This is a genomic window from Serratia sp. 506_PEND (genome assembly GCF_001076875.1).
Taxonomy (GTDB): Bacteria; Pseudomonadota; Gammaproteobacteria; order Enterobacterales; family Enterobacteriaceae; genus Serratia; species Serratia marcescens.
On record NZ_JVEL01000327.1, the window covers coordinates 1 to 23,344 of the forward strand.

The following is a 23,344-nucleotide window of genomic DNA, read 5'->3' on the forward strand; positions in this document are numbered from 1 at the left end:
TGCCTGCGCATCGATCCTTTCAACGAGGACGAGCTGCTGGCCTATCTGCGAGCGCAGGGGATCGGCGTGGATCCCGCCGAATCGCGCTATGGCGCTGAAGGCGACGGCCCGTCCATTTATTTCAGCGATCCGGACGGCAATCGCGTGGAATTGAAGGGGCCGGCGGGATGAGACTAATGGGCCATAGATAATAGAGCCTTATCGGCTCCATCTGTTTGAACGCTACGGGTAGGTATTGGCACCAACAATAAGCGGCTAGCCTATATTGGCGATGAGAGGCGCGGCCCCGTATGAGAAAACCGATCGCCTCGGTGATTTTTGTCCTGGTATTCGCTGTCTTGCCGAACATCATTCCCTCTCGGCTACTGCTGACACCGGACATGGCGTTAGAAATGGTTCACAAGTCTAATGAATGGGGTCTCGGCGATCCGCAAGCGCTTTCGACAACCGACCTGCTAATGCTTTATGGCGCTCGCTGGGTTGTATCTGCGTTTTATGCCAATAACATCGGCCTGACCCGTCACCGCTGAACGCTAACGCCCCTGCGCCGCCAGCGCCTGGGCGCAGGCCCAGGCCGAACTCCAGGCCCACTGGAAGTTGTAGCCGCCCAGCCACCCGGTCACGTCCACCACTTCGCCGATGAAATAGAGCCCTGGCGCCTTGTGGGCTTCCATCGTCTTGGAAGAAAGTTCGTTGGTGTCAACGCCGCCGAGCGTCACTTCCGCCGTGCGGTAGCCTTCGGTGCCGTTCGGCTGCACGCGCCAGTTCTGCAACAGATCCACCAACGCCGCCTGTTGCGGCGCATTCAGCTGCTTCAGCGTCGCCTCCGGCAATTGTCCCAGGGTCTGCAAACACTCCACCAACCGCTTCGGCAAATGCAGCGCCAGGGTGTTTTTCAGGCTTTGGTTCGGGTGTTCTTGGCGTTGGTTATCCAGGAAGCCCGCCAAATCCAGCTCAGGAAGTAAGTTAACGCTCACATACTCACCCGGTTGCCAGTAGCTGGACAGCTGCAATACCGCCGGGCCGGAGAGACCGCGATGGGTGAACAGGATGCTTTCACGGAAGCTGACGCCGTTCTCGGCGGTGATCACCGCCGGCACCGACACGCCGGACAGCGTCTGCACATGCTCCAGCAGCGGCTTATGCAGGGTAAAAGGCACCAGCCCGGCGCGCGTCGGCAACACCCTGAGGCCGAACTGCTCCGCCAGTTTGTAACCGAACGGCGACGCGCCCAACCCCGGCATGGATAATCCGCCGCTGGCCACCACAAGTGAGCGAGCACTTACTTTTTCGCCATTGAGCGCCAGCTGGTAGCCGCTCTCGGTTTTCTCCACGCCCAACACTTCGCTGCGCAGGCGCATCGTCACCTGGCCCAGCTCGCACTCTTTGACCAGCAGATCCACCACCTGCTGCGCCGAATCGTCGCAGAACAGCTGCCCCAGCGTTTTTTCATGGTAGGCGATGCCGTAGCGGTTGATCAGATCGATGAAGTCCCACTGGGTGTAGCGCGCCAGCGCCGACTTGCAGAAGTGCGGGTTGTTCGACAGATAGGCCGCCGGTTCGGCGTACATGTTGGTAAAGTTGCAGCGCCCGCCGCCGGACATCAGGATCTTGCGGCCTGGTTTTTTGCCGTTGTCGAGCAGCAACACGCGGCAACCGAGTTGCCCCGCCTGCGCGGCGCAAAACATGCCGGCGGCGCCCGCCCCAATCACTACGACATCAAACTGTTCCACCTGAGCCTCACTTATCAAAACCACAATCGCGACAAAAGAGCGCCATATTACGCCGTTTCGCCGCCGGTCACCGCCAAATTCACGGCGGCAGATTGTAAAGCCCCGGCGCCGCCAACGCCACAGTAAGAAAATATTACAGAGGTCAGAGGAGAATAACGCGTTGATATTCAATATTTTTGTTATAGGCGCGTCATCGTTTCGTCATGTCCAAATCAAAAAAACGTCATATTTTCCTTTTCCCCGGCCCCGGTTGTCACTGATAATGCGCGGCGTTCATGTCCACAAACTGGCGTAACGCTTATGCTGCATTTGTTCGCTGGCCTGGATTTCCATACCGGCCTGATGTTAATTCTCGCATTGTTGTTCGTGTTGTTTTATGAAGCCATCAACGGTTTTCATGATACGGCCAATGCGGTCGCTACAGTTATTTATACCCGCGCCATGCGCTCGCAACTTGCGGTCGTGATGGCAGGTTTGTTCAACTTTCTTGGCGTAATGCTCGGCGGTTTGAGTGTTGCTTACGCCATCGTCCACTTGCTGCCTACCGATCTGTTGTTGAACGTCAGTTCAGCACACGGATTAGCCATGGTCTTCTCCATGCTGTTGGCGGCAATCATCTGGAACCTCGGCACCTGGTATTTCGGTCTGCCGGCGTCCAGTTCCCATACGCTGATAGGCGCAATCATCGGTGTCGGTTTAACCAACGCCCTGATGACCCACACTTCGGTGGTGGATGCGCTTAACGTCCCGAAAATGATTGGCATTTTCCTTTCTCTGCTGTTCTCGCCGCTGGTCGGCATGATGGTGGCGGGAGTGATGGTGTTCGCCTTGCGCCGCTATTGGAGTGGCACCAAGAAACGCCAGCGTATCCACATGACTCCTGCGGAACGTGAAAAGGTCGACGGCAAACGCAAGCCGCCGTTCTGGACCCGTATCGCGCTGATCCTGTCGGCGATTGGCGTCAGCTTCTCGCACGGCGCCAACGACGGCCAGAAAGGCATCGGCCTTATCATGCTGGTGCTGATCGGCGTTGCGCCGGCCGGCTTCGTGGTCAATATGAATGCAACCGGTTATGACATCACCCGTACGCGTGACGCCGTGACCCACCTGCAGCAATATTACCAGCAGCACGGCGACGCGCTGTCGCATGCGGTGTCGCTGACGCCGCTGGTGCCAAGCCCGGATGACGAAGCTGCGTCTGGCAAGCCTGCCGAGTTCCACTGCGACAGTTCGCGCGCCATGCCGGCCATCGAACTGGCTCAGGGCATGCTGACCAACCTGCAAAGCTATGATCAGCTGACGGTTGACCAGCGCAGCCACCTGCGCCGCCTGCTGATGTGCGTGACCGACACGGCGGATAAAGTCGCCAAGCTGCCGGAAACCTCATCCGCCGACCAGCGCTTCCTGAAGAACCTGCGTCAGGATCTGCTGCAGACCGTCGAGTACGCGCCGATGTGGATCATCGTCGCCGTCGCGCTGGCGCTGTCGCTCGGTACCATGGTGGGCTGGAAACGCGTGGCCACCACCATCGGCGAGAAGATCGGCAAGAAAGGCATGACCTACGCCCAGGGCGTATCGGCCCAGATGACCGCGGCGCTGTCGATCGGCGTGGCGAGTTATACCGGCATGCCGGTCTCCACCACCCACGTCCTCTCTTCGGCGGTTGCCGGGACGATGATTGTGGACGGCGGCGGCGTGCAGAGCAAAACCGTGAAGAACATCCTGTTGGCCTGGGTACTGACCCTGCCAATCTCGATTCTGCTTTCCGGTGCGCTGTATTGGGTTGCGTTGAAGCTGATCTAAGCGATAAGCACCACGAGAAAGGCGGCCGCAGGGCCGCCTTTTTTTTTGCCTGCATCAAGGGAAACAGGAAGGCATTAATACCAGATCATCAGCGCTATCAGGCTGATGACCACCAGGCCGCACAGGGCCGAGGTCAGCATAAACTGCCCGCGCACCCGCTCACAGCGGCGAATAAACTCCGGATCGTGGTGTTCGACATAGCGCTGCGCGAAGATATAGCGCACCAGCCTCAGTTGCTTGCTGGGTTGCCCGTGGGCGGTGAAGAAGCCGCCGCCGTCGACGTATTGGTACAGCAACGGGTCACAGCCGCGCAATACCACCAGCAACGCGCGCAGAGAAGAGTAATACCGCACCATGTTTACCACACACACCACACATAAGGCCCAAAACAGCGCGACGGTACTGATCATGATTACCCCCTCAAGGCGTTGTTATCCGCGGCCATCCGCCGGGTCCAACCGCCCTACCTCATTACCCGATACTCTGCTGGAGCTTACCGCTCTCATCCCCTTTTTTTGCCTGCACGAGCCACGCCCATAACCCACCGCCTCCAAAGACGTTGCCGCGCCGCACAGAGAGATTTGCACGGCATGGTTCTACTCAGAGGAGAAATGGTGAAGCCCATATCCATCATTGTAGGTTAATGGAACGCAAACTGGCCTGAGCAGTGGATAAAATTTACCGCCCTGTACCGAAAAGTCACCTGCCGGGGCGTTATAAGCGATAACCATCCGTTTCGATTATGTCGCTTTTCTGGATAGTCTATCCCGCGCCGCGCCGCTGATCTTTCCCCCCACGCTGGCTAGACTCAGGTTTCCGTTACGTTCATCCAAGGAAACTGTTATGGCAAACCATTCAATCAAGGGAAAAACCGTCCTCATCGCCGGCGGCGCCAAGAATCTCGGCGGGCTGATCGCGCGCGATTTGGCTGAACAAGGCGCCAAAGCGGTGGTGATCCACTACAACAGCGCCGCTTCCAAAGCCGAGGCGGAAAAAACCGTCGCCGCCATTCAGGCCGCCGGGGCGCAAGGTGTCGCGCTGCAGGCCGATCTCACCACCGCGGGCGCGGTCGAGAAGCTGTTCGCCGACGCGGTCGCCGCCGTCGGCAAGCCGGATATCGCCATCAATACCGTCGGCAAAGTGTTGAAAAAGCCGATGATCGACATCAGCGAAGCCGAGTACGACGAAATGACCGCGGTCAACGCCAAAACCGCGTTCTTCTTCCTGAAAGAGGCGGGCAAGCACCTTAACGACAACGGTAAAATCTGCACGCTGGTCACCTCGCTGCTCGGCGCCTTCACGCCGTTCTACGCCGCTTACGCCGGCACCAAAGCGCCGGTGGAGCACTTCACCCGCGCCGCCGCCAAGGAGTTCGGCGAACGTGGCATCTCCGTGACGGCAGTCGGCCCCGGCCCGATGGATACCCCGTTCTTCTACCCGGCTGAAGGCGCGGACGCCGTGGCCTACCACAAGACGGCGGCGGCGCTGTCGCCGTTCAGCAAAACCGGCCTGACCGATATCGAAGACGTGGTGCCGTTCATCCGCCATCTGGTCAGCGACGGCTGGTGGATAACCGGCCAAACCATCCTGATCAACGGCGGCTACACCACCAAGTAAGTTCGACGGGGGCGGAGAGGCCCCCGCACCTGCTCGCGCGCAACCGCGCCATGCGGCTACACTCTACTGTCAGAAACGGCGCCAAGGAACAGCAGGTCAGCGAGATGGACAGATTCAATCAATACCGCGTATTCGTACAGGTGGCGGAAATGGGCAGCTTTATCCGGGCGGCCCATGCGCTGGAGGTGCCGCGCGCCTCGGTGTCCGCCGCCGTGCAGCAATTGGAAACGCAACTGGGCGTACGGCTGCTGCACCGCACCACGCGGCAAGTGCGGCTGACCGCCGACGGCGAACAGCTGCTCGAGCGGCTGCGCCCGCTGCTGGCCGAAGTGGAAGACATCGATCAGTCATTTCAGGCCAGCCAGCGGCAGGCCTCCGGGCGGCTCAGCGTCGACGTGCCGAGCCGCATCGCCCGCCGGCTGATCGCTCCGGCGCTGCCCGGCTTGCTGCGGCGCCATCCTCACCTGCAACTGGCGCTCGGCTCCGCCGATCGCGCCATCGATCTGGTGCAGGAAGGGGTCGACTGCGCGGTGCGCGTCGGCGATCTGCACGACAGCAGCCTGGTGATGCGCCCGCTCGGCCATATCGCGCTGATCAACTGCGCCAGCCCCGCCTACCTGAGCGAATTCGGTCATCCGCTCCACCCCGACGATCTCGTCGAGGGGCACTGGAGCATCGGCTACGCCTCGCCCAGAACCGGCCGCGAATCCCCCTGGGAATACCTGACCGGCGACGGCCATACGCAACGGCTCGAACTGCCCAGCCGGGTGGTGGTCAACAACGCCGAAAGCTATATCGCCTGCTGCCGCGCGGGGCTAGGGCTGATGCAAATCCCGCGCTACGACGTACAACACCTGCTCGACGCCGGTGAACTGGTGGAAGTTCTGCCCGGTTACCGCGCCGCCTCCATGCCGATCGCCCTGATCTACCCCCATCGCCGCCAGCGCTCAAGGCGTCTGGCGGTGTTTCATGAGTGGTTTGAAAGCCTTCTGCAGCCGCATCTGGAGCGCTGATTGCACATTTAGCGCTATACTTTGTTTAATAACGCTTATAATTCAAGCGGTCAGACCGTTAAAACCCGCATAACCCATAGGCTTTTACGCCGCGCGGGTGTACAACGAAAGGTATCGTGCGCAGAGATTTCCGATGCGGCGCAGTGTGATCGCCCCAACATATCATTGCGTTATCCAAATGATACTATGGAACCAACAGCGCCAGGCGGGTACACGGAACGCCTGCTAACCCTTTTTAATCGGCATGTTTATGGAAGGAGTATTCTTATGGCTTACAAACACATATTGATCGCGGTGGACCTATCCCCGGAAAGCAAGATCCTGGTAGAAAAAGCCGTCTCTATGGCGCGGCCGTATAACGCCAAAGTTTCTCTGATCCACGTCGATGTCAACTATTCCGACCTCTATACCGGCCTGATCGACGTCAATCTCGGCGACATGCAAAAACGCATCTCTGAAGAAACCCATCAGGCGCTGACCGAGCTGTCGCAAAACGCCGGCTACCCGATCACCGAGACCCTGAGCGGCAGCGGCGATCTGGCGCAGGTGCTGGTGGACGCCATCAAGAAATACGATATGGACCTGGTGCTGTGCGGCCACCATCAGGACTTCTGGAGCAAGCTGATGTCTTCCGCGCGCCAGCTGATCAATACCGTGCACATCGATATGCTGATCGTGCCGTTGCGCGATGAAGAAGACGAATAAAGTAAGCGCCTGCTAACTTAACTGACCAACGCCCGCGCCCTGCGGGCGTTTTTCATGCCGCCACGCCGATTAATCGCTTGATAATCAACCGCCCTCCGATGATATAGTCGCTAAAGACACAACATCCTCCCCCGAGCATCGCCTACACCCAAATCTATAAGAAATAGCGGGGGAAATTTAATGCGAAAAGGAGTTATCCATGGAATATGCCGTATCGGTAGAGTCTTTCCTGTCCTCGTTACAACGCCATAACCCCCACCAGCCGGAATATCTGCAGGCGGTGCGCGAAGTGTTCACCTCGCTGTGGCCGTTTATCGAACGCAATCCGCGCTATCGCGAACAGGCGCTGCTGGAGCGCCTGGTGGAGCCCGAGCGCATCATTCAGTTCCGCGTCAGCTGGGTGGACGATCGCGGCCAGGTGCAGGTCAACCGCGCCTTCCGCGTGCAGTTCAACTCGGCCATCGGCCCCTACAAGGGCGGCATGCGCTTCCACCCGTCGGTGAACCTGTCGATCCTGAAATTCCTCGGCTTTGAGCAGACCTTCAAGAATGCGCTGACCACCCTGCCGATGGGCGGCGGCAAAGGCGGCTCCGATTTCGATCCCAAAGGCAAAAGCCAGGGGGAGATCATGCGCTTCTGCCAGGCGCTGATGACCGAGCTGTATCGCCATCTGGGCCCGGACACCGACGTGCCGGCCGGGGACATCGGCGTCGGCGGCCGCGAAGTCGGCTTTATGGCCGGCATGATGAAAAAACTGTCCAACAACACCGCCTGCGTGTTTACCGGCAAGGGTCTCTCCTTCGGCGGCAGCCTGATCCGCCCCGAGGCGACCGGCTATGGCCTGGTGTACTTCACCGACGCCATGCTGCAGCGCCACGGCCTGGGCTTTGAGGGCATGCGGGTGGCGGTATCCGGCTCCGGCAACGTGGCGCAGTACACCATCGAGAAAGCGCTGGAACTGGACGCGCGCGTGATCACCGTGTCGGACTCCGGCGGCACCCTGGTGGACGAAGACGGCTTCACCACCGAGAAGCTGGCGCACCTGGCGGAGATCAAGAACCAGCGTTACGGCCGGGTGGCGGACTACGCCCGCGAACGCGGCCTGACCTATCTGGCGGGCCAGCAGCCGTGGAGCGTGCCGGTGGATATCGCCCTGCCGTGCGCCACCCAGAACGAGCTGGATCTCGAGGCGGCGCAGACGCTGATCCGCAACGGGGTGAAAGCGGTGGCGGAAGGCGCCAACATGCCGACCACCATCCAGGCCACCGACGCCTTCCTTGACGCCGGGGTGCTGTTCGCGCCCGGCAAGGCGGCCAACGCCGGCGGCGTGGCCACGTCGGGGCTGGAGATGGCGCAAAACGCCGCGCGCATCGGCTGGCGGGCGGAAAAAGTGGATGTACGTTTACAACATATCATGGCGGATATTCACCATGCCTGCGTGGAATACGGCGGCGAGGGCAAGCAAACCCACTATGTACACGGCGCGAATATCGCCGGTTTCGTTAAGGTTGCGGAGGCGATGCTGGCGCAGGGCGTGCTGTAATCGGGCGCAAAGGTGATCTTGTTCACACATCGATTAAATGCTTCAATGCCGGCTCCTTCGCCGGCATTTTTTTCCGCGTCCAAGCCATCAAAATGATGCACATACGTTAATTAAAAGTTAATAAAAAGTTATTTACAGCCGTTTAGTTGGTAGTAAATTTACCACCGCCAAATAATTAAACATTTATTTAACATTAAATACGTCAATATTTTACTTAAATGTGCGCAGATCACATTTCGTTAACTTCGGCTACGCCCCCTCTTCCATTCCTTTGTAATCTGCAGCGGTGGAAAAACCGCCACCCCTACAGATAAAAAAGGTACAGCTAATGAAATTTAACCTCGCATTATTAAATGCATGTGTGGTTTCTGCGTGCATGTTATCGACAACACCTGTGTTCGCCGCTGATAAATATGAGATTGCCGTGGTCGCCAAAGTGACCGGCATTCCGTGGTTCAACCGCATGGAAGTGGGCGTCAACGAAGCGGCGAAAAAGCTCGACGTCAACGCTTACCAGACCGGCCCTTCTACGCCGGATCCGGCCGCGCAGGTCAAGGTGATTGAGGATCTGATCGCCAAGAACGTCAACGCCATCATCGTGGTGCCGAACGACGCCAAGGTGCTGGAGCCGGTGCTGAAAAAAGCGCGTGACAAAGGCATCGTGGTGCTGACCCATGAATCCCCGGACCAGCAGATCGGCCAGTGGGACATCGAGACCATCGACAGCGAGAAATACGCGCAGGCCAACGTCGATGAACTGGCGAAAGACATGGGCGGCAAAGGCGGCTACGCCATCTACGTCGGCTCGCTGACCGTGCCGCTGCACAACTCCTGGGCCGATTCCGCCATCAAGTACCAGAAAGAAAAATACCCGGACATGTTTGAAGTCACCTCGCGCTTGCCGGTGGCGGAAAGCATCGACAAATCCTACGCCACCACGTTGGATCTGATGAAAACCTATCCGCAGATGAAGGGCATCATCGGCTTCGGCTCGCTCGGCCCGATCGGCGCCGGCCAGGCGGTGGCCAAGAAGCGCGCCAAGGACAAAATCGCGGTGGTGGGCATCGCCATGCCGGCGCAGGCCGCCCCTTACCTGATGCGCGGCGACATCAAGAAAGCGCTGCTGTGGGATCCGAAAGACGCCGGTTATGCGCTGGTGACGGTGGCCGATCAGCTGCTGCAGGGCAAGGACGTGAACAAAGACCTGTCGATCGAGGGCCTCGGCAAGGCCGACGTCGATATGGAACACAAAGTGATTCGGTTTAATAAGATTTTGGAAGTGACCAAAGACAACGCCAAATCGCTCGGATTCTGATTTTTCGCGTAATTTCGCTACACCGGGAAAGTAGTTAAACCCTCGTAGGGGCGCAGCGTTGCTGCGCCCAGGGCTTCGGCCGCTACGCAAGCACAGGTTAACGTTATGACAGCCTCCCCCGCATTTATCACCCTGGAGAATATCAGCAAGCGATTCCCAGGCGTGCTGGCATTAGACCAGATCAACCTGACGCTGAATAAAGGCGAAGTGCACTGTCTGGCCGGGCAAAACGGCTGCGGCAAAAGCACCATTATTAAAATCATCTCCGGCGTCTATCAGCCGGAAAAAGGCGCCAATATTTCGCTGGAAGGCAAACTCTTCCACGCCCTGACGCCGCAGCTGTCCGGTTATTACGGCATACAGGTGATCTACCAGGACCTGTCGCTGTTCCCTAACCTGACGGTGGCGGAAAACATCGCCATCCACCGTTACCTGCCCGGCGGCCACTTCTGGGTGCGCAAGCGGGTGATGCGACAGACGGCGCTGGACGCCATGGCGCGGGTCGGCGTACACATCGATCCCGATAAAAAGGTGGAAAAACTGTCAATCGCCGATCGGCAGCTGGTGGCGATTTGCCGCGCCATCGCCGCCGAGGCGCGGTTGGTTATCATGGACGAACCGACCGCCTCGCTGACCCGCCAGGAGGTCGACGGCCTGCTGCGGGTGGTTAACGAACTGAAAGCAGCCGGCATCTGCGTGGTGTTCGTCAGCCACCGATTGGATGAAGTGATGGAAGTCGCCGATCGCATCAGCGTGATGCGCGACGGCAAACTGGTGGGCACCTGGCCGGCCAGCGAACTGGACAGCCATGAACTGGCGTTCCTGATGACCGGCCAACGCTTCCATTACAGCCCGCTGCCGCCGCTGCCGCCGGCCGAACAGGCGCCGCTGCTCGAGGTGCGCAACCTCAGCCGCGGCGAGAAATACCGCAACGTCAATCTGGCGCTGCGCGGCGGCGAGATCGTCTCGATCGTCGGCCTGCTCGGCGCCGGCCGCACCGAACTGTGCCTCAGCCTGTTCGGCATGACGCGGCCGGACAGCGGCGAGATCCGCATCGAGGGCCGGGCGGTGCAGCTGCACAACAACCGCGAAGCGGTGCGCCACGGCATCGGCTATGTGTCGGAGGATCGCCTGACGCAGGGATTGATCATGGAGCAATCGATCTACGACAACACCATCGTCACCGTCTTCGATCGGCTGCATACCTCACTCGGGCTGCTGGATCACGCCAGGGCGACCGAGCTGGTCAACCGGCTGATCCGCGATCTGAACATCAAGGTGTCCGACAGCGCATTGCCGGTGAAAACCCTGTCCGGCGGCAACGCCCAGCGCATCGCCATCGCCAAATGGGTGGCGACCCAGCCGAAGATCCTGATCCTCGACTCGCCCACCGTCGGCGTGGACATCGCCAACAAAGAGGGGATCTACCAGATCGCCCGCGATCTGGCGCAGCTGGGCATGGCGGTGCTGATGATCTGCGACGAGATCCCGGAAGCCTATTACAACAGCCATCGGGTGATGGTGATGCGCAAGGGCGAACTGATCGCCGAATTCGCGCCGCACCAGAGTACCGAACAACAGATCGCCGAGGTGGTGAATGGATAAGTCATTATTGGCCCGCCTGGCCGGGCGACACGAGTTTTATCTCGGCCTGTTGGTGTTGCTGCTGGCGATCGGCCTGAGCGCCGGCACCGATGAGTTTCTGACGCTCGGCAACCTGACCGATGTCGCCACCAGCTACGCCATTCTCGGCATCCTGGCCTGCGGGCTGTTCGTGGTGCTGATCGCCGGCGGCATCGATATTTCGTTCCCGGCGATCACCGCCATCGCCCAGTACGTGATGGCCAGCTGGGTGATCCAGCACGGCGGCAGCTTCCCGCTGGCGTTCGCCCTGGCGATCGGCGTCGGCCTGCTGCTCGGGTTGGTGAACGGTTTCCTGGTGTATTGGCTCAAGGTGCCGGCGATCATCATCACCATCGCCACCCTCAACCTGTTCTACGGCCTGCTGGTATACGCCACCAACGGCACCTGGCTGTACGGTTTCCCGGACTGGTTCATGAACGGCATCAACTGGTTCTCGTTCCAGGGCGCCGACGGCTACGACTACGGTCTGACGCTGCCGCTGCTGTGCCTGCTGGCGACCATCGTCGTCACCGGCGTGCTGATGAACCGCACCCGGCTGGGGCGCCAGATCTACGCCATGGGCGGCAACCGCGACGCGGCGTCGCGCCTGGGGTTGAACCTGCTGCGGCTGCACTTCTGCGTCTATGGCTATATGGGCATTCTGGCCGGCGTCGCGGCGGTGGTGCAGGCGCAGATCACCCAGTCGGTGGCGCCCAACTCGCTGCTCGGCTTCGAGCTGACGGTATTGGCGGCGGTGGTACTGGGCGGCACCAGCATGAGCGGCGGCCGCGGATCGTTGACCGGCACCCTGCTCGGCGTGGTGCTGCTGGCCTTCCTGCAAAACGGGCTGACGCTGCTCAGCGTCTCGGCCTATTGGCACCAGGTATTCAGCGGCGCGATCATTTTGATCAGCATCAGCACCACCGCCTGGAACGAAAAACGCAAGCTGCTCAAGGAGATCTGACATGACGCAGTTAACTCGGTTGATCCCAAACGATCGGATCATTCGCCTGCAGGGCGCGATCATCATCGCGGTGGCGCTGCTGTTCGCCGGGCTGCTCGGATCGCGCTTCTTCAGCCTCGGCAACTTCCAGTCGATCGCCTCGCAGCTGCCGATCCTCGGCCTGCTGGCGCTCGGCATGGGCATCACCATGCTGACCGGCGGCATCAACCTGTCGATCATCGCCGGCGCCAACGCCTGTTCGCTGGTGATGGCGGCGATCATCGTCAGCCATCCCGACCAGCCGCTGTTCCTGGCGCTGGCGCTGTTGGCCGGCCTGTTGGTGGCGGTGGCGATCGGCGCGCTGAACGGCGCGCTGGTGGCCTGGATCGGCGTTTCGCCGATCCTCGCCTCGCTCGGCACCATGACGCTGATCACCGGCCTGAACATCCTGCTGTCCAACGGCGCGGTGATCTCCGGCTTCCCGGCGGCGATTCAATTTCTCGGCAATGGCGCAGTGCTCGGCGTGCCGGTGGCGCTGATCCTGTTCCTGCTGGTGGCGGTCGGGCTGTGGCTGCTGCTGGAGCACACCACGCTGGGGCGTAGCCTGTACCTGATCGGCTCCAACGAGCAGGCCACCCGCTTCAGCGGCGTGAACACCGCGCGGGTGCAGATCGCGGTGTATATCCTGTCGGCGCTGCTCGGCTGGGGCGCCGCGCTGCTGATGATGGCCAAGTTCAACTCGGCCAAGGCCGGCTACGGCGAATCTTATCTGCTGGTGACCATTCTGGCCTCGGTGCTGGGCGGCATTAACCCGGACGGCGGTTTCGGCCGCATTCTGGGGCTGGTGCTGGCGCTGATCGTGCTGCAAATGTTGGAAAGCGGCCTCAATTTGCTGGGGGTCAGCAGCTACCTGACCATGGCCCTGTGGGGCGGCGTGCTGATCCTGTTTATCGCGTTACAGAATCGAAAAGCTTAGGAGAAAACAGATAATGGCGAGCTATTTTATTGGCGTAGATGTGGGCACCGGAAGCGCGCGCGCGGGCGTATTCGATCTCAATGGGCGCATGGTCGGCCAGGCCAGCCGGGCCATCGATCTGTACCGGCCGAAGGCGGATTTCGTCGAGCAGTCGTCGGATAACATCTGGCAGGCGGTGTGCAATGCGGTGCGCGACGCGGTCAACCAGGCCGACATCAACCCGATCCAGGTCAAAGGGCTGGGCTTCGACGCCACCTGTTCGCTGGTGGTGTTGGATAAAGAAGGCAAACCGCTGACCGTCAGCCCCTCCGGCCGCACCGAGCAGAACATCATCGTGTGGATGGATCACCGGGCGATCGCCCAGGCCGAGCGCATCAACGCCACCAAACACCGGGTGCTGGACTTCGTCGGCGGCATCATTTCGCCGGAGATGCAGACGCCGAAACTGCTGTGGCTGAAACAGCACATGCCCACCACCTGGGCCAACGCCGGTTACCTGTTCGATCTGCCGGACTTCCTCACCTGGCGCGCCACCCAGGACGCCACCCGTTCGCTGTGTTCAACGGTATGCAAGTGGACCTATCTCGGCCACGAACAGCGTTGGGACAAGAGCTACTTCCAGCAGATCGGGCTGGAAGACGTGCTGGAACACGACGCGGCCAAGATCGGCAGCGACGTCAAAATGATGGGCGAGCCGCTGGGCCACGGCCTGACTCAGCGCGCCGCCGCTGAAATGGGACTGATCGCCGGCACGGCGGTGAGCGTATCGATCATCGACGCGCACGCCGGCACCCTCGGCACGCTGGGCGCCACCGGCGTCTCCGGCGAGGTGGCCGACTTCAATCGCCGCGTCGCGCTGATCGGCGGCACCTCCACCGGCCATATGGCGATGTCGCGCACCGCCCGCTTTATCGGCGGCGTCTGGGGGCCGTATTACTCGGCGATCCTGCCGGAATACTGGCTGAACGAAGGCGGCCAGTCCGCCACCGGCGCGCTGATCGACCACGTCATCCAGTCGCATCCGTGCTATCAGGAGCTGCTGGCGCAGGCGAAAACCCAGGGGCAGACCATCTATGAGGTGCTGAACGCCATTCTGCGCCGCATGGCCGGCGAACCGGAGAACATCGCCTTCCTGACGCAGGACATTCATATGCTGCCGTACTTCCACGGCAACCGCTCGCCGCGCGCCAACCCGACGCTGACCGGCATCCTGACCGGGCTGAAGCTGTCGCGCACGCCGGAAGACATGGCGCTGCACTACCTGGCCACCATTCAGGCCATCGCGCTCGGCACCCGCCACATCATCGAAACCATGAACCACAGCGGCTACAGCATCGATACCATCATGGCCAGCGGCGGCGGCACCAAGAACCCGATCTTCGTGCAGGAGCACGCCAACGCCACCGGCTGCGCCATGCTGCTGCCGGAGGAGAGCGAAGCAATGCTGCTGGGCGGCGCGATGATGGGCACCGTGGCGGCCGGCGTATTCGACACCTTGCCGGAGGCGATGAGCGCCATGAGCCGCATCGGCAAGACGGTTACGCCGCAGACCAACCAGATAAAAAGCTACTACGACCGCAAATACCGGGTGTTCCACGAACTGTACAACGACCACATGAAATACCGCCGGCTGATGCAGGAGGAGGCGTGATGCAGCAGGAATGGCGGCAGGCCGTACAGGGCTGGCAAACTTACAGCCGGGAACTGGCGCAGCTGGGCGAGCGCCTCGACGCGCACACCTGGCAGCGGCTGCTGGGGCTGCTGGCCGGCTGCCGCGGTAAAATCGCCGTCACCGGCGTCGGCACCTCGGGAATTGCGGCGCGCAAGATAGCCCACATGCTGGCCTGCGTGGAGCGACCGGCGGTCTACCTCGACGCCACCGGCGCGGCGCACGGCGATCTGGGCTTTCTGCGCGCGGACGATCTGCTGATTCTGATCTCGCGCGGCGGCAATTCCGACGAGCTGACCCGTCTGCTGCCGACGCTGCAGACCAAGGGGGTGACGCTGATCGCGGTGACGGAAAACCCGCACTCCGCCATCGCGCAGGCGGCGCAGCTGACGATCGCCACCGGGGTGCAACAGGAAATAGATCCGCTGAATATGCTGGCCACTACCTCGATCGTGCTGGTGTTGGCGATCTTCGACGCCGCCTGCGCCTGCCTGATGGCGCGCAGCGGTTACGACAAGAGCGCCTTGCTGGCGGTGCATCCGGGCGGCGGCGTGGGGAAAAGTTTGCGAGAGGAAAACTGAGGGCCCGACACGGCGGGCCCGGCAGACATTACAGCGGCATGTAGATATCGAAACGGTGGCTTTTGGTCAGCGTGGCGGCGTGCGCCGGCACGTCGGCCAGCGGCGGCGCGTAGTCCGGGCGTTTCACCACCACGCGCTTGGTCGCCAAACGGCGCGCCGGTTCCAGCAGGCCGTCGGCGTCATCGTCGCTGCCCACCAGCGATTGAAACACCCGCATTTCTTTCTTCACCAACGCGCTTTTCTGCTTGTGCGGGAACATCGGATCGAGATACACCACCTCGGGGCGCGGGCTGAGATCCGCCAGCGCCGTCAGGCTGGAGGCGTGCAGCAGCGTCAGACGCTCGCGCAGCCACGGGCCGATTTCCGCATCCTGATAGCCGCGCTGCAGACCGTCGTCCAGCAACGCCGCCACCACCGGATTGCGCTCCAGCATCCGCACCCGGCAGCCCAGCGCCGCCAGCACGAAGGCGTCGCGCCCCAGCCCGGCGGTGGCGTCCACCACGTCCGGCAGGTAGCTGCCCTTGATGCCGACCGCCTTGGCCACCGCCTCGCCGCGGCCGCCGCCGAAGCGGCGCCGATGCGCCATGGCGCCGGAGACGAAATCGACGTAGATCCCGCCCAGCTTCGGCTCGTCGCGCTTGCGCAGTTCCAGCCGCTGCGGGGTCAATACCAGCGCCATCGGCGCGTCGTCGTCGGACGCCAGCCGCCAGCGCTGCGCCAAAACAGACAAGGCGCCGGGATCGGCGCCTGCTTCACACAATAAACACACGCTCACGTGTCGGGTTATCCTTTAATGCCGTAATGGCGCAGCATAGCATCCAGCTGCGGCTCGCGGCCACGGAAGCGTTTGAACAGCGCCATCGGCTCTTCCGACCCGCCGCGCGACAGGATGTTGTCGAGGAAGGATTTGCCGGTTTCGGCGTTGAAAATCCCCTCTTCTTCGAAGCGCGAGTAGGCGTCGGCCGACAGCACTTCCGCCCACAGGTAGCTGTAGTAACCCGCCGCGTAGCCGCCGGCGAAGATGTGGCTGAAGGCGTGCGGGAAGCGGCCCCAGCTCGGCGAAGGCACCACCGCCACCATTTTCTTCACTTCCGCCAGCGTCGGCAGGATCTGCGCGCCTTTTTCCGGGCTGTATTCGAAGTGCATGCGGAAATCGAACAGTCCGAATTCCAGCTGGCGCAGAATGAACAGCGCCGCCTGATAATTCTTGGCCGCCAGCAGCTTGTCGAGCATGGCCTTCGGCAGCGGCTCGCCGCTCTGGTAGTGGCCCGAGATAAACGCCAGCGCTTCCGGCTCCCAGCACCAGTTTTCCATAAACTGGCTCGGCAGTTCGACCGCATCCCACGGCACCCCGTTGATGCCGGAGACGCCGGCGGTATCGATCTGCGTCAGCATGTGATGCAGACCGTGGCCGAATTCGTGGAACAGCGTGGTCACTTCGTTATGGGTGAACAGCGCCGGCTGGTCGCCCAGCGGACGGTTGAAGTTGCAGGTCAGGTAAGCGACCGGTTTTTGCAGCGTGCCGTCGGCCTTGCGCAGGCTGCCGACGCAGTCGTCCATCCAGGCGCCGCCGCGTTTGTTCTCGCGGGCGTACAGATCGAGGTAAAAGCTGCCGCGCAGCTCGCCGTCGGCGTCGAACAGATCGAAGAAGCGCACGTCCGGATGCCAGGTTTCCACGTCTTTACGCTCTTTGGCGGTGATGCCGTAAATGCGTTTCACCACTTCGAACAGCCCTTCCACCACCCGCTGCTCCGGGAAGTACGGGCGCAGCTGCTCGTCGCTGATGGAGAACAGGTGCTGCTTCTGTTTTTCGCCGTAGTAGGTGATGTCCCAGGCGTCGAGCTCGTCCACGCCATAGTGCTGTTTGGCGAAGGCGCGCAGCTGCGCCAGCTCTTGCTCGGCCTGCGGGCGGGCGCGTTTGGCCAGATCGCTCAGGAAGCCGATCACCTGCTCCGGGCTTTCCGCCATTTTGGTCGCCAGCGACTTGTCGGCGTAGGTGGCGAAGCCCAGCAGCTGAGCCAGCTCGTGGCGCAGCGCCAGCGTTTCCGCCATCACTTCGCTGTTGTCCCATTTGCCGGCGTTCGGCCCCTGGTCAGAGGCGCGGGTGGCGAAGGCGCGGTACATCTCTTCACGCAACGCGCGGTTGTCGGCGTAGGTCAGCACCGGCAGGTAGCTCGGCATGTCCAGCGTCAGCAGCCAGCCGTCTTGCTCTTTGGCCTGCGCCATCGCCTGCGCCTGCGCCAGGGCGCTTTCCGGCAGGCCGCTCAGCTCGGCTTCGTCGGTGATCAGTTTGCTCCAGCCCATGGTGGCGTCGAGCACGTTGTTGCTGTAGGTGGAGCCCAGTTCGGACAGGCGCGCGACGATCTCGCCGTAGCGCTGCTGTTTGTCCGCCGACAGGCCGATGCCCGACAGTTCGAAGTCACGCAGCGCGTTGTCCACCGCCTTGCGCTGCGGCACGCTCAGCGCCTCGAACGCCGCGCCCTCTTTCAGGCTGCGGTAGGCCTGGTACAGCCCTTCGTGCTGGCCGACCCAGGTGCCGTACTCGGACAGCAGCGGCAGCGCCTGCTCATAGGCGGCGCGCAGCTCCGGGCTGTTTTTCACCGAGTTCAGGTGCCCGATCGGCGACCAGATGCGCGACAGGCGATCGTCCGACTCCGCCAACGGCTGACACAGATTGTCCCAGGTGAACGGGCCCGGCTGCGCGACCACGCGCTCTACCGCAGCGCGGCAGTCCGCCAGCGCGGATTGCACCGCTGGCACGATATCTTCAGGGCGGATCGCCGAGAAAGGCGGCAGGGAAAACGGGGTCAGCAACGGATTTGTCATAGGGCAGTCCTGATTAGCGTTGGGGCCCGCCGCACGGGCGAGCCTTAAAATGCGTATGAATCTCTAACATGGAGCCAGGCAGCAGGAAAATCAATGCCCGGCGTTGATCGTTCGTGCCTTAAATGGCGCTTTGGCGGATGCGGGCAGCCAGCGCCGCCAGCTGCTCGTCGTCGGCACGCGCGGCGTCATGGGAGGAAATATAGCCTTCGTAACGCGCGAAAAACTTCGGCGAGGTCGATTCGATCGGCCGCCACTGTTCCAGCGACGCGGTGCCGTGCAGCGGGATCAGTTTGGCGTGCACGTGGTCGACGCCGTAGCCCTCAAACACCATGCCGCAGCGGCCGACATCGTCGAACGCGCGATCCAGCTGCTTTGCCACCCGCTTGGTCGCCAGCATCAACGCGCTCAGCACCTCGTCCGGCAGGTCAAAGGCGTAGCTCGGGTGGTGCGCCTTGGGGATCACCACGCTGAAGCCGTCGGTGTTGGGAAAGATGGACAGGAACGCCAAATGGTCGTCGTCTTCCCAGATTTTATGGCACGGCGCCTTACCCGCCACGATGTCGCAAAAAATGCAGCTCATCCTTTCTCCTTGTGATTCACAGCGTTTCAACCCATTCGAACTCTTCGAACACCAGCCACATGTCCGGCGCAAAGGTGCCCTCGCGGGTGAAGAACGCCTGATGCCCCTGGCGCCAAAACGCCAGGCTTTTGTCGCCTTCACCCTCTTTGGCCGCCATCTCGGCGGTCACCCGATCGTAGCGCACCAGGCGCAGCGCCAGGGTTCTGATCACGCAGGCCGGTTCGCCGCGGCCATCGAGAACGATGCTGTAATCGCCGATCCGCGGGGTTTGTTCCCGACGATAGCTCGCATAGGAACTGCAGGTGGCGGTTTTATCCCCGCTCAGCACCAATCCCAGCAGTTCGTCGGCTAACGCCGGGCCGTCGCCGAACGCCCAGCGCGCCGCGTCGGGGTAATTCGCCAAAATCGCCTGTTTGCTCATCGTCCTGTCCCTTTCTGTTAACGTCTGCGGCAACGGAGTCCGGTTTTTCCCGGCCAGACAGTTTATACTGTGCAGATTATAAGCCTTATTGCATTGAATGCTCCGTCTGCGGAGCACAAGGAACCGCCACCCGTCATGTTAAGTTATCGCCACAGTTTCCACGCCGGCAACCACGCCGACGTGCTCAAGCACACCGTTCAGAGCCTGATCATCGAGTCGCTGAAGGAAAAAGAGAAGCCGTTCCTGTATCTGGATACCCACTCGGGCGCGGGCCGTTATCAGCTCAGCGGCGAACACGCCGAGCGCACCGGCGAATACCTGGAAGGCATCGGCTTGCTGTGGCAACGCGACGATCTGCCGGAAGAGCTGGCGGCCTACATGAGCGTGGTGCACAACTTCAACCGTTCCGGCACGCTGCGCTACTACCCCGGCTCGCCGCTGATCGCCCGCCAGCTGCTGCGCCCGCAGGACAAAATCCACCTGACCGAGCTGCACCCGAGCGACTACCCGCTGCTGCGCAGCGAGTTCCAGAAAGACGAGCGCGCCAAAGTGCAGCGCGCCGACGGCTATCAGCAGCTGAAATCCCAGCTGCCGCCACTGTCGCGCCGCGGCCTGATCCTGATGGACCCGCCGTATGAAATGAAGACCGATTACCAGGACGTGGTCAAAGGCATTCAGGAAGGCTACAAGCGCTTCGCCACCGGCACCTACGCGCTGTGGTACCCGGTGGTGATGCGCCAACAGATCAAACGCATGCTGCGCGATCTGGAAGCCACCGGCATTCGCCGCATCCTGCAGATCGAGCTGGCGGTGAAACCCGACAGCGATCAGCGCGGCATGACCGCCTCCGGCATGATCGTCATCAACCCGCCGTGGAAGCTGGAACAGCAGATGAAGAACGTGCTGCCGTGGCTGCACAAGGTGCTGGTGCCGTCGGGCATCGGTCACCATCTGGTGAACTGGGTGGTACCGGAATAATCCCCATCAGGGCGCGGTTTGCCGCGCCCTGCGTCCACCTATCGCAGCCATCGACGCAATCTTTGCGACAAACCCCGGTCAGGCGTTAAACTCTTACCCTCTTCAAATTCACAACTCATGGAAATCCCAGATGACGAAACATTACGATTATCTAGCAATTGGCGGCGGCAGCGGCGGTATCGCATCGATCAACCGGGCAGCCATGTACGGCCAAAAGTGTGCGCTGATTGAAGCCAAAGAGCTGGGCGGCACCTGTGTAAACGTGGGTTGTGTACCGAAAAAAGTCATGTGGCACGCGGCGCAGATCGCCGAGGCCATCCATCAGTACGGCCCGGACTACGGCTTCGACACCACCGTCAACGCCTTCGACTGGAAAAAGCTGGTCGCCAACCGCACCGCCTATATCGACCGCATCCACAATTCCTACGACAACGTGCTGGGCAAGAACAAGGTCGACGTGATCAAAGGCTTCGCGCGCTTCGTGGATGCGCACACCGTGGAAGTGAATGGCGAAACCATCACCGCCGACCACATCCTGATCGCCACCGGCGGCCGCCCGAGCCATCCGGCTATTCCGGGCGCGGAATACGGCATCGACTCCGACGGCTTCTTTGAGCTGGACGCCATGCCGAAACGCGTCGCCGTCGTCGGCGCCGGCTATATCGCCGTAGAGATCGCCGGCGTGCTGAACGCGCTGGGCGCGGAAACGCATCTGTTCGTGCGCAAGCACGCGCCGCTGCGCACCTTCGATCCGATGATCGTCGAAACCCTGGTGGAAGTGATGAACACCGAAGGACCAAGCCTGCACACCGAATCGGTGCCGAAAGCGATCGTCAAGAACGCCGACGGCAGCCTGACGCTGCAGCTGGAAAACGGCAAGGCATTCACCGTCGACTGCCTGATTTGGGCCATCGGCCGCGAACCCGCGACCGACAACCTGAACCTCGGCGTCACCGGGGTGAAAACCAACGAACAAGGCTACATCGACGTCGATAAGTTCCAGAACACCAACGTCAAAGGCATCTATGCGGTGGGCGACAACACCGGCGCGGTAGAGCTGACCCCGGTCGCCGTGGCCGCCGGCCGCCGTCTGTCCGAGCGCCTGTTCAACAACAAGCCGGACGAACACCTGGATTACAGCAACATCGCCACCGTGGTGTTCAGCCACCCGCCGATCGGCACCGTCGGTCTGACCGAGCCGGAAGCCATCGAGAAATTCGGCGCGGACAACGTGAAGGTGTACAAATCCTCCTTCACCGCCATGTACAGCGCCGTGACGCAGCACCGTCAGCCGTGCCGCATGAAGCTGGTGTGCGCAGGTAAAGAAGAGAAGATCGTCGGCCTGCACGGCATCGGCTTCGGCATGGATGAAATCCTGCAGGGCTTCGCGGTGGCGGTGAAGATGGGCGCCACCAAGAAGGACTTCGACAACACCGTGGCGATCCACCCGACCGCGGCGGAAGAGTTCGTCACCATGCGCTGAGGCGCAACCTCGCCGGGTTCCGGCGCGTAACAGGCCAGGCGCGAAAGCGTCTGGCTTTTTTTATTTATCTCGCTCGCCTCACGGCGCCCGGCGGTAATGATCGCGAAGAAACACCGGCAAATCGTTCGCCGGTGAAGCAAAGGGCACCTGATAGAGCATATCGCCGACAAAACCGCGATGATAGGTAGCGTGGTTGACGACATGCAGCACGATTTCCTGGCGCGTCATGCGGCCTTCCCCCCCGCCGACGAACTCGAAATGCACCACCTGCGCCAGCGTCTCGGGTGACCAGTTGTCCACCTGTTCGATATACCAGCGGTCCATTTCCTCCACCGCGCACCGCAAGTCGTCAAGCGCAGGCGTTTGCTCGGTGTTGCGCGCGAGGTAGCCATGCTTGCGGCCTTGCAGATGGTGCCTGAAGATATCGTCCACCACATACACATGATTCAAGGTATGCACCATATTGCCGAAACGGGTCGGGCGCGGCCGCAGCGCTTCGCCTTCCGGCAAGGCCGCCACACAGTCAAAGGTCAAGGCGTTCGCCCAGGCTTTGTAACGCACCAGCATTTTCAAGGTATCGATGGCCGTTGCAGACATACTGCTCACTCCTTGTCGGATGAAAATCGATATTCAGCTCAGCCGCACGCGGTGCGGCGGCGCGTTCTACGCCGCGCCAATCCCTTGCAGCCGCCCTTCGACCTGCGTGCGCGTATCGCCGCCCACCCAAATCCGGCCGCTCGCGTCGCGGGTGACATGCACGCGTCCGTTGCGCCCACGGCAGCGCCCCTGAGCGGCGATATAGCCGCCGCTGACCACGCCGGTTGCGAACAACCACTGGGCCAGGGAGGCATTGAGGCTGCCGGTGACCGGATCTTCAACGATAGCGCCAAGATGATCGCTCAAAAAGGCGCGAACTTCGAAGGCTGCGTCACCATCGGCATGTGGGCCGACGACGCCAATGTCGACCCTGCGCGACCAGCTTCTCGCCGGCGTCAGGGAAAGCACACGCTCGGCGCTGGCCAGCCGGATCCCCAACCACCCCGGACCGTTATCGATCCAGGCGGCATCGAGCGCCTCCTCAGGCGCGATCCCCAAAAACCGCAGCGCGTCGGCCAACGCCGCTTCTGAAGGCGCCCCGGAGCGAATCAACGGCGGCGCGGCAAAACACAGCCGTCCGGCCTCGCGGCGAATGCTCACCAAGCCCGCCCCGCACTCCTGGATGATCTCCGTCTCATTGCGCGGCATACCCTCCGCAGTAAGCCAGGCATGACAACTGCCGAGCGTCGGGTGCCCGGCAAACGGCATTTCACGATCCAGCGTGAATATCCGCACCCGGTAATCCGCCTGGGGGTGCGTCGGCGGCAGCAAAAAGGCCGTCTCCGACAGGTTGAACCAACGCGTCAAACGCTGCATGTCCTCCGTCGACAACGCTTCGGCGCCCGTGATCACCGCCAACGGATTGCCGGCGAGCGGCCCGGCGCCAAAGACATCCACCATCTGCATGCCAAAAACCATCGCTTATCTCCTCAGGTTAA

General features: G+C 61.5%; 22 protein-coding genes. 14 read left to right on the plus strand and 8 right to left on the minus strand.

Annotation, left to right across the window (positions count from 1 at the left end):
• The first annotated feature begins 290 nt into the window (after positions 1-290).
• The gene (locus tag ADK28_RS09680) at positions 291-530 is read left to right on the plus strand and encodes a hypothetical protein (protein ID WP_033639173.1); all 240 of its coding nucleotides are present in this window, start codon (positions 291-293) and stop codon (positions 528-530) included.
• Between the two features lie 3 nt (positions 531-533).
• Here ADK28_RS09680 and ADK28_RS09685 read toward each other — a convergent pair whose 3' ends face one another.
• On the minus strand, positions 534-1,733 hold the full coding sequence (locus ADK28_RS09685) for an NAD(P)/FAD-dependent oxidoreductase (RefSeq protein WP_016930433.1): 1,200 nt from the start codon (positions 1,731-1,733) through the stop codon (positions 534-536).
• A 300-nt stretch (positions 1,734-2,033) separates the two neighbouring features.
• Here ADK28_RS09685 and pitA point away from each other — a divergent pair, with 300 nt between their 5' ends.
• The gene (gene pitA, locus ADK28_RS09690) at positions 2,034-3,536 is read left to right on the plus strand and encodes an inorganic phosphate transporter PitA (protein ID WP_016930434.1); all 1,503 of its coding nucleotides are present in this window, start codon (positions 2,034-2,036) and stop codon (positions 3,534-3,536) included.
• 74 nt (positions 3,537-3,610) lie between these two features.
• Here pitA and uspB read toward each other — a convergent pair whose 3' ends face one another.
• Positions 3,611-3,946: a universal stress protein UspB gene (gene uspB / locus ADK28_RS09695; protein ID WP_016930435.1), complete on the minus strand. Its 336-nt coding sequence runs from the start codon at positions 3,944-3,946 to the stop codon at positions 3,611-3,613.
• A 433-nt stretch (positions 3,947-4,379) separates the two neighbouring features.
• Here uspB and ADK28_RS09700 point away from each other — a divergent pair, with 433 nt between their 5' ends.
• The 10 genes from ADK28_RS09700 (at position 4,380) to ADK28_RS09745 (ending at position 15,521) form a co-directional block, all read left to right on the plus strand.
• Positions 4,380-5,153 (plus strand): SDR family oxidoreductase, encoded by a 774-nt coding sequence (locus ADK28_RS09700; RefSeq protein WP_033639172.1) that lies wholly within the window; start codon positions 4,380-4,382, stop codon positions 5,151-5,153.
• Between the two features lie 104 nt (positions 5,154-5,257).
• Positions 5,258-6,166, plus strand: a complete 909-nt coding sequence (locus ADK28_RS09705) for a LysR family transcriptional regulator (protein WP_048795568.1) — start codon at positions 5,258-5,260, stop codon at positions 6,164-6,166.
• Between the two features lie 267 nt (positions 6,167-6,433).
• A complete protein-coding gene (gene uspA / locus ADK28_RS09710; RefSeq protein WP_004930988.1) occupies positions 6,434-6,871 on the plus strand; it encodes a universal stress protein UspA in 438 nt (145 codons plus the stop codon).
• 199 nt (positions 6,872-7,070) lie between these two features.
• Positions 7,071-8,414: an NADP-specific glutamate dehydrogenase gene (gdhA, locus tag ADK28_RS09715; protein ID WP_016930438.1), complete on the plus strand. Its 1,344-nt coding sequence runs from the start codon at positions 7,071-7,073 to the stop codon at positions 8,412-8,414.
• A gap of 328 nt (positions 8,415-8,742) precedes the next feature.
• Positions 8,743-9,729 (plus strand): autoinducer 2 ABC transporter substrate-binding protein, encoded by a 987-nt coding sequence (locus ADK28_RS09720; RefSeq protein ID WP_048795569.1) that lies wholly within the window; start codon positions 8,743-8,745, stop codon positions 9,727-9,729.
• A 105-nt stretch (positions 9,730-9,834) separates the two neighbouring features.
• Positions 9,835-11,334 (plus strand): sugar ABC transporter ATP-binding protein, encoded by a 1,500-nt coding sequence (locus tag ADK28_RS09725; RefSeq protein ID WP_046898656.1) that lies wholly within the window; start codon positions 9,835-9,837, stop codon positions 11,332-11,334.
• On the plus strand, positions 11,327-12,316 hold the full coding sequence (locus ADK28_RS09730; protein ID WP_004930997.1) for an ABC transporter permease: 990 nt from the start codon (positions 11,327-11,329) through the stop codon (positions 12,314-12,316). Before ADK28_RS09725 ends, ADK28_RS09730 begins: the two co-directional genes overlap by 8 nt.
• Before the next feature lies 1 nt (position 12,317).
• Positions 12,318-13,271 carry an ABC transporter permease gene (locus ADK28_RS09735; RefSeq protein ID WP_016930441.1) on the plus strand — a complete coding sequence of 318 codons (954 nt, stop codon included), beginning with the start codon at positions 12,318-12,320 and terminating at the stop codon, positions 13,269-13,271.
• A 13-nt stretch (positions 13,272-13,284) separates the two neighbouring features.
• The gene (locus tag ADK28_RS09740) at positions 13,285-14,922 is read left to right on the plus strand and encodes an FGGY-family carbohydrate kinase (protein WP_016930442.1); all 1,638 of its coding nucleotides are present in this window, start codon (positions 13,285-13,287) and stop codon (positions 14,920-14,922) included.
• Complete coding sequence (locus ADK28_RS09745) at positions 14,922-15,521, plus strand: KpsF/GutQ family sugar-phosphate isomerase (protein WP_048795570.1); 600 nt, start codon at positions 14,922-14,924, stop codon at positions 15,519-15,521. The genes ADK28_RS09740 and ADK28_RS09745 overlap by 1 nt, the downstream gene beginning before the upstream one ends.
• 28 nt (positions 15,522-15,549) lie before the next feature.
• Here ADK28_RS09745 and rsmJ read toward each other — a convergent pair whose 3' ends face one another.
• The 4 genes from rsmJ to ADK28_RS09765 form a co-directional block, all read right to left on the minus strand.
• The gene (rsmJ, locus tag ADK28_RS09750) at positions 15,550-16,296 is read right to left on the minus strand and encodes a 16S rRNA (guanine(1516)-N(2))-methyltransferase RsmJ (RefSeq protein WP_004931005.1); all 747 of its coding nucleotides are present in this window, start codon (positions 16,294-16,296) and stop codon (positions 15,550-15,552) included.
• A gap of 8 nt (positions 16,297-16,304) precedes the next feature.
• Positions 16,305-18,347 (minus strand): oligopeptidase A, encoded by a 2,043-nt coding sequence (gene prlC / locus ADK28_RS09755; protein ID WP_016930445.1) that lies wholly within the window; start codon positions 18,345-18,347, stop codon positions 16,305-16,307.
• A 118-nt stretch (positions 18,348-18,465) separates the two neighbouring features.
• Complete coding sequence (locus ADK28_RS09760; protein ID WP_033636385.1) at positions 18,466-18,927, minus strand: HIT family protein; 462 nt, start codon at positions 18,925-18,927, stop codon at positions 18,466-18,468.
• A 16-nt stretch (positions 18,928-18,943) separates the two neighbouring features.
• Positions 18,944-19,348, minus strand: a complete 405-nt coding sequence (locus ADK28_RS09765; RefSeq protein WP_016930447.1) for an ASCH domain-containing protein — start codon at positions 19,346-19,348, stop codon at positions 18,944-18,946.
• 135 nt (positions 19,349-19,483) lie between these two features.
• Here ADK28_RS09765 and ADK28_RS09770 point away from each other — a divergent pair, with 135 nt between their 5' ends.
• Positions 19,484-20,326: a 23S rRNA (adenine(2030)-N(6))-methyltransferase RlmJ gene (locus tag ADK28_RS09770; RefSeq protein WP_004931012.1), complete on the plus strand. Its 843-nt coding sequence runs from the start codon at positions 19,484-19,486 to the stop codon at positions 20,324-20,326.
• Between the two features lie 130 nt (positions 20,327-20,456).
• Positions 20,457-21,809: a glutathione-disulfide reductase gene (gene gorA, locus ADK28_RS09775; RefSeq protein ID WP_016930448.1), complete on the plus strand. Its 1,353-nt coding sequence runs from the start codon at positions 20,457-20,459 to the stop codon at positions 21,807-21,809.
• 78 nt (positions 21,810-21,887) lie between these two features.
• On the opposite strand, the gene ADK28_RS09780 is transcribed toward gorA, so the two are convergent.
• Both ADK28_RS09780 and ADK28_RS09785 read right to left on the minus strand, forming a co-directional pair.
• On the minus strand, positions 21,888-22,406 hold the full coding sequence (locus tag ADK28_RS09780) for a DinB family protein (protein ID WP_048795571.1): 519 nt from the start codon (positions 22,404-22,406) through the stop codon (positions 21,888-21,890).
• A gap of 66 nt (positions 22,407-22,472) precedes the next feature.
• Positions 22,473-23,324, minus strand: coding sequence for a PhzF family phenazine biosynthesis protein (locus ADK28_RS09785; RefSeq protein ID WP_033639165.1), 852 nt, complete (start codon positions 23,322-23,324; stop codon positions 22,473-22,475).
• Positions 23,325-23,344 lie beyond the last annotated feature (20 nt).

Coding starts and splice junctions, on each gene's coding strand:
- ADK28_RS09680 (WP_033639173.1), top strand. CDS start 291: ATGAGAAAACCGATCGCCTCGGTGATTTTTGTCCTGGTATTCGCTGTC.
- pitA (WP_016930434.1), top strand. CDS start 2,034: ATGCTGCATTTGTTCGCTGGCCTGGATTTCCATACCGGCCTGATGTTA.
- uspB (WP_016930435.1), bottom strand. CDS start 3,946: ATGATCAGTACCGTCGCGCTGTTTTGGGCCTTATGTGTGGTGTGTGTG.
- ADK28_RS09700 (WP_033639172.1), top strand. CDS start 4,380: ATGGCAAACCATTCAATCAAGGGAAAAACCGTCCTCATCGCCGGCGGC.
- ADK28_RS09705 (WP_048795568.1), top strand. CDS start 5,258: ATGGACAGATTCAATCAATACCGCGTATTCGTACAGGTGGCGGAAATG.
- uspA (WP_004930988.1), top strand. CDS start 6,434: ATGGCTTACAAACACATATTGATCGCGGTGGACCTATCCCCGGAAAGC.
- gdhA (WP_016930438.1), top strand. CDS start 7,071: ATGGAATATGCCGTATCGGTAGAGTCTTTCCTGTCCTCGTTACAACGC.
- ADK28_RS09720 (WP_048795569.1), top strand. CDS start 8,743: ATGAAATTTAACCTCGCATTATTAAATGCATGTGTGGTTTCTGCGTGC.
- ADK28_RS09725 (WP_046898656.1), top strand. CDS start 9,835: ATGACAGCCTCCCCCGCATTTATCACCCTGGAGAATATCAGCAAGCGA.
- ADK28_RS09730 (WP_004930997.1), top strand. CDS start 11,327: ATGGATAAGTCATTATTGGCCCGCCTGGCCGGGCGACACGAGTTTTAT.
- ADK28_RS09735 (WP_016930441.1), top strand. CDS start 12,318: ATGACGCAGTTAACTCGGTTGATCCCAAACGATCGGATCATTCGCCTG.
- ADK28_RS09740 (WP_016930442.1), top strand. CDS start 13,285: ATGGCGAGCTATTTTATTGGCGTAGATGTGGGCACCGGAAGCGCGCGC.
- ADK28_RS09745 (WP_048795570.1), top strand. CDS start 14,922: ATGCAGCAGGAATGGCGGCAGGCCGTACAGGGCTGGCAAACTTACAGC.
- prlC (WP_016930445.1), bottom strand. CDS start 18,347: ATGACAAATCCGTTGCTGACCCCGTTTTCCCTGCCGCCTTTCTCGGCG.
- ADK28_RS09760 (WP_033636385.1), bottom strand. CDS start 18,927: ATGAGCTGCATTTTTTGCGACATCGTGGCGGGTAAGGCGCCGTGCCAT.
- ADK28_RS09765 (WP_016930447.1), bottom strand. CDS start 19,348: ATGAGCAAACAGGCGATTTTGGCGAATTACCCCGACGCGGCGCGCTGG.
- ADK28_RS09770 (WP_004931012.1), top strand. CDS start 19,484: ATGTTAAGTTATCGCCACAGTTTCCACGCCGGCAACCACGCCGACGTG.
- gorA (WP_016930448.1), top strand. CDS start 20,457: ATGACGAAACATTACGATTATCTAGCAATTGGCGGCGGCAGCGGCGGT.
- ADK28_RS09780 (WP_048795571.1), bottom strand. CDS start 22,406: ATGTCTGCAACGGCCATCGATACCTTGAAAATGCTGGTGCGTTACAAA.
- ADK28_RS09785 (WP_033639165.1), bottom strand. CDS start 23,324: ATGGTTTTTGGCATGCAGATGGTGGATGTCTTTGGCGCCGGGCCGCTC.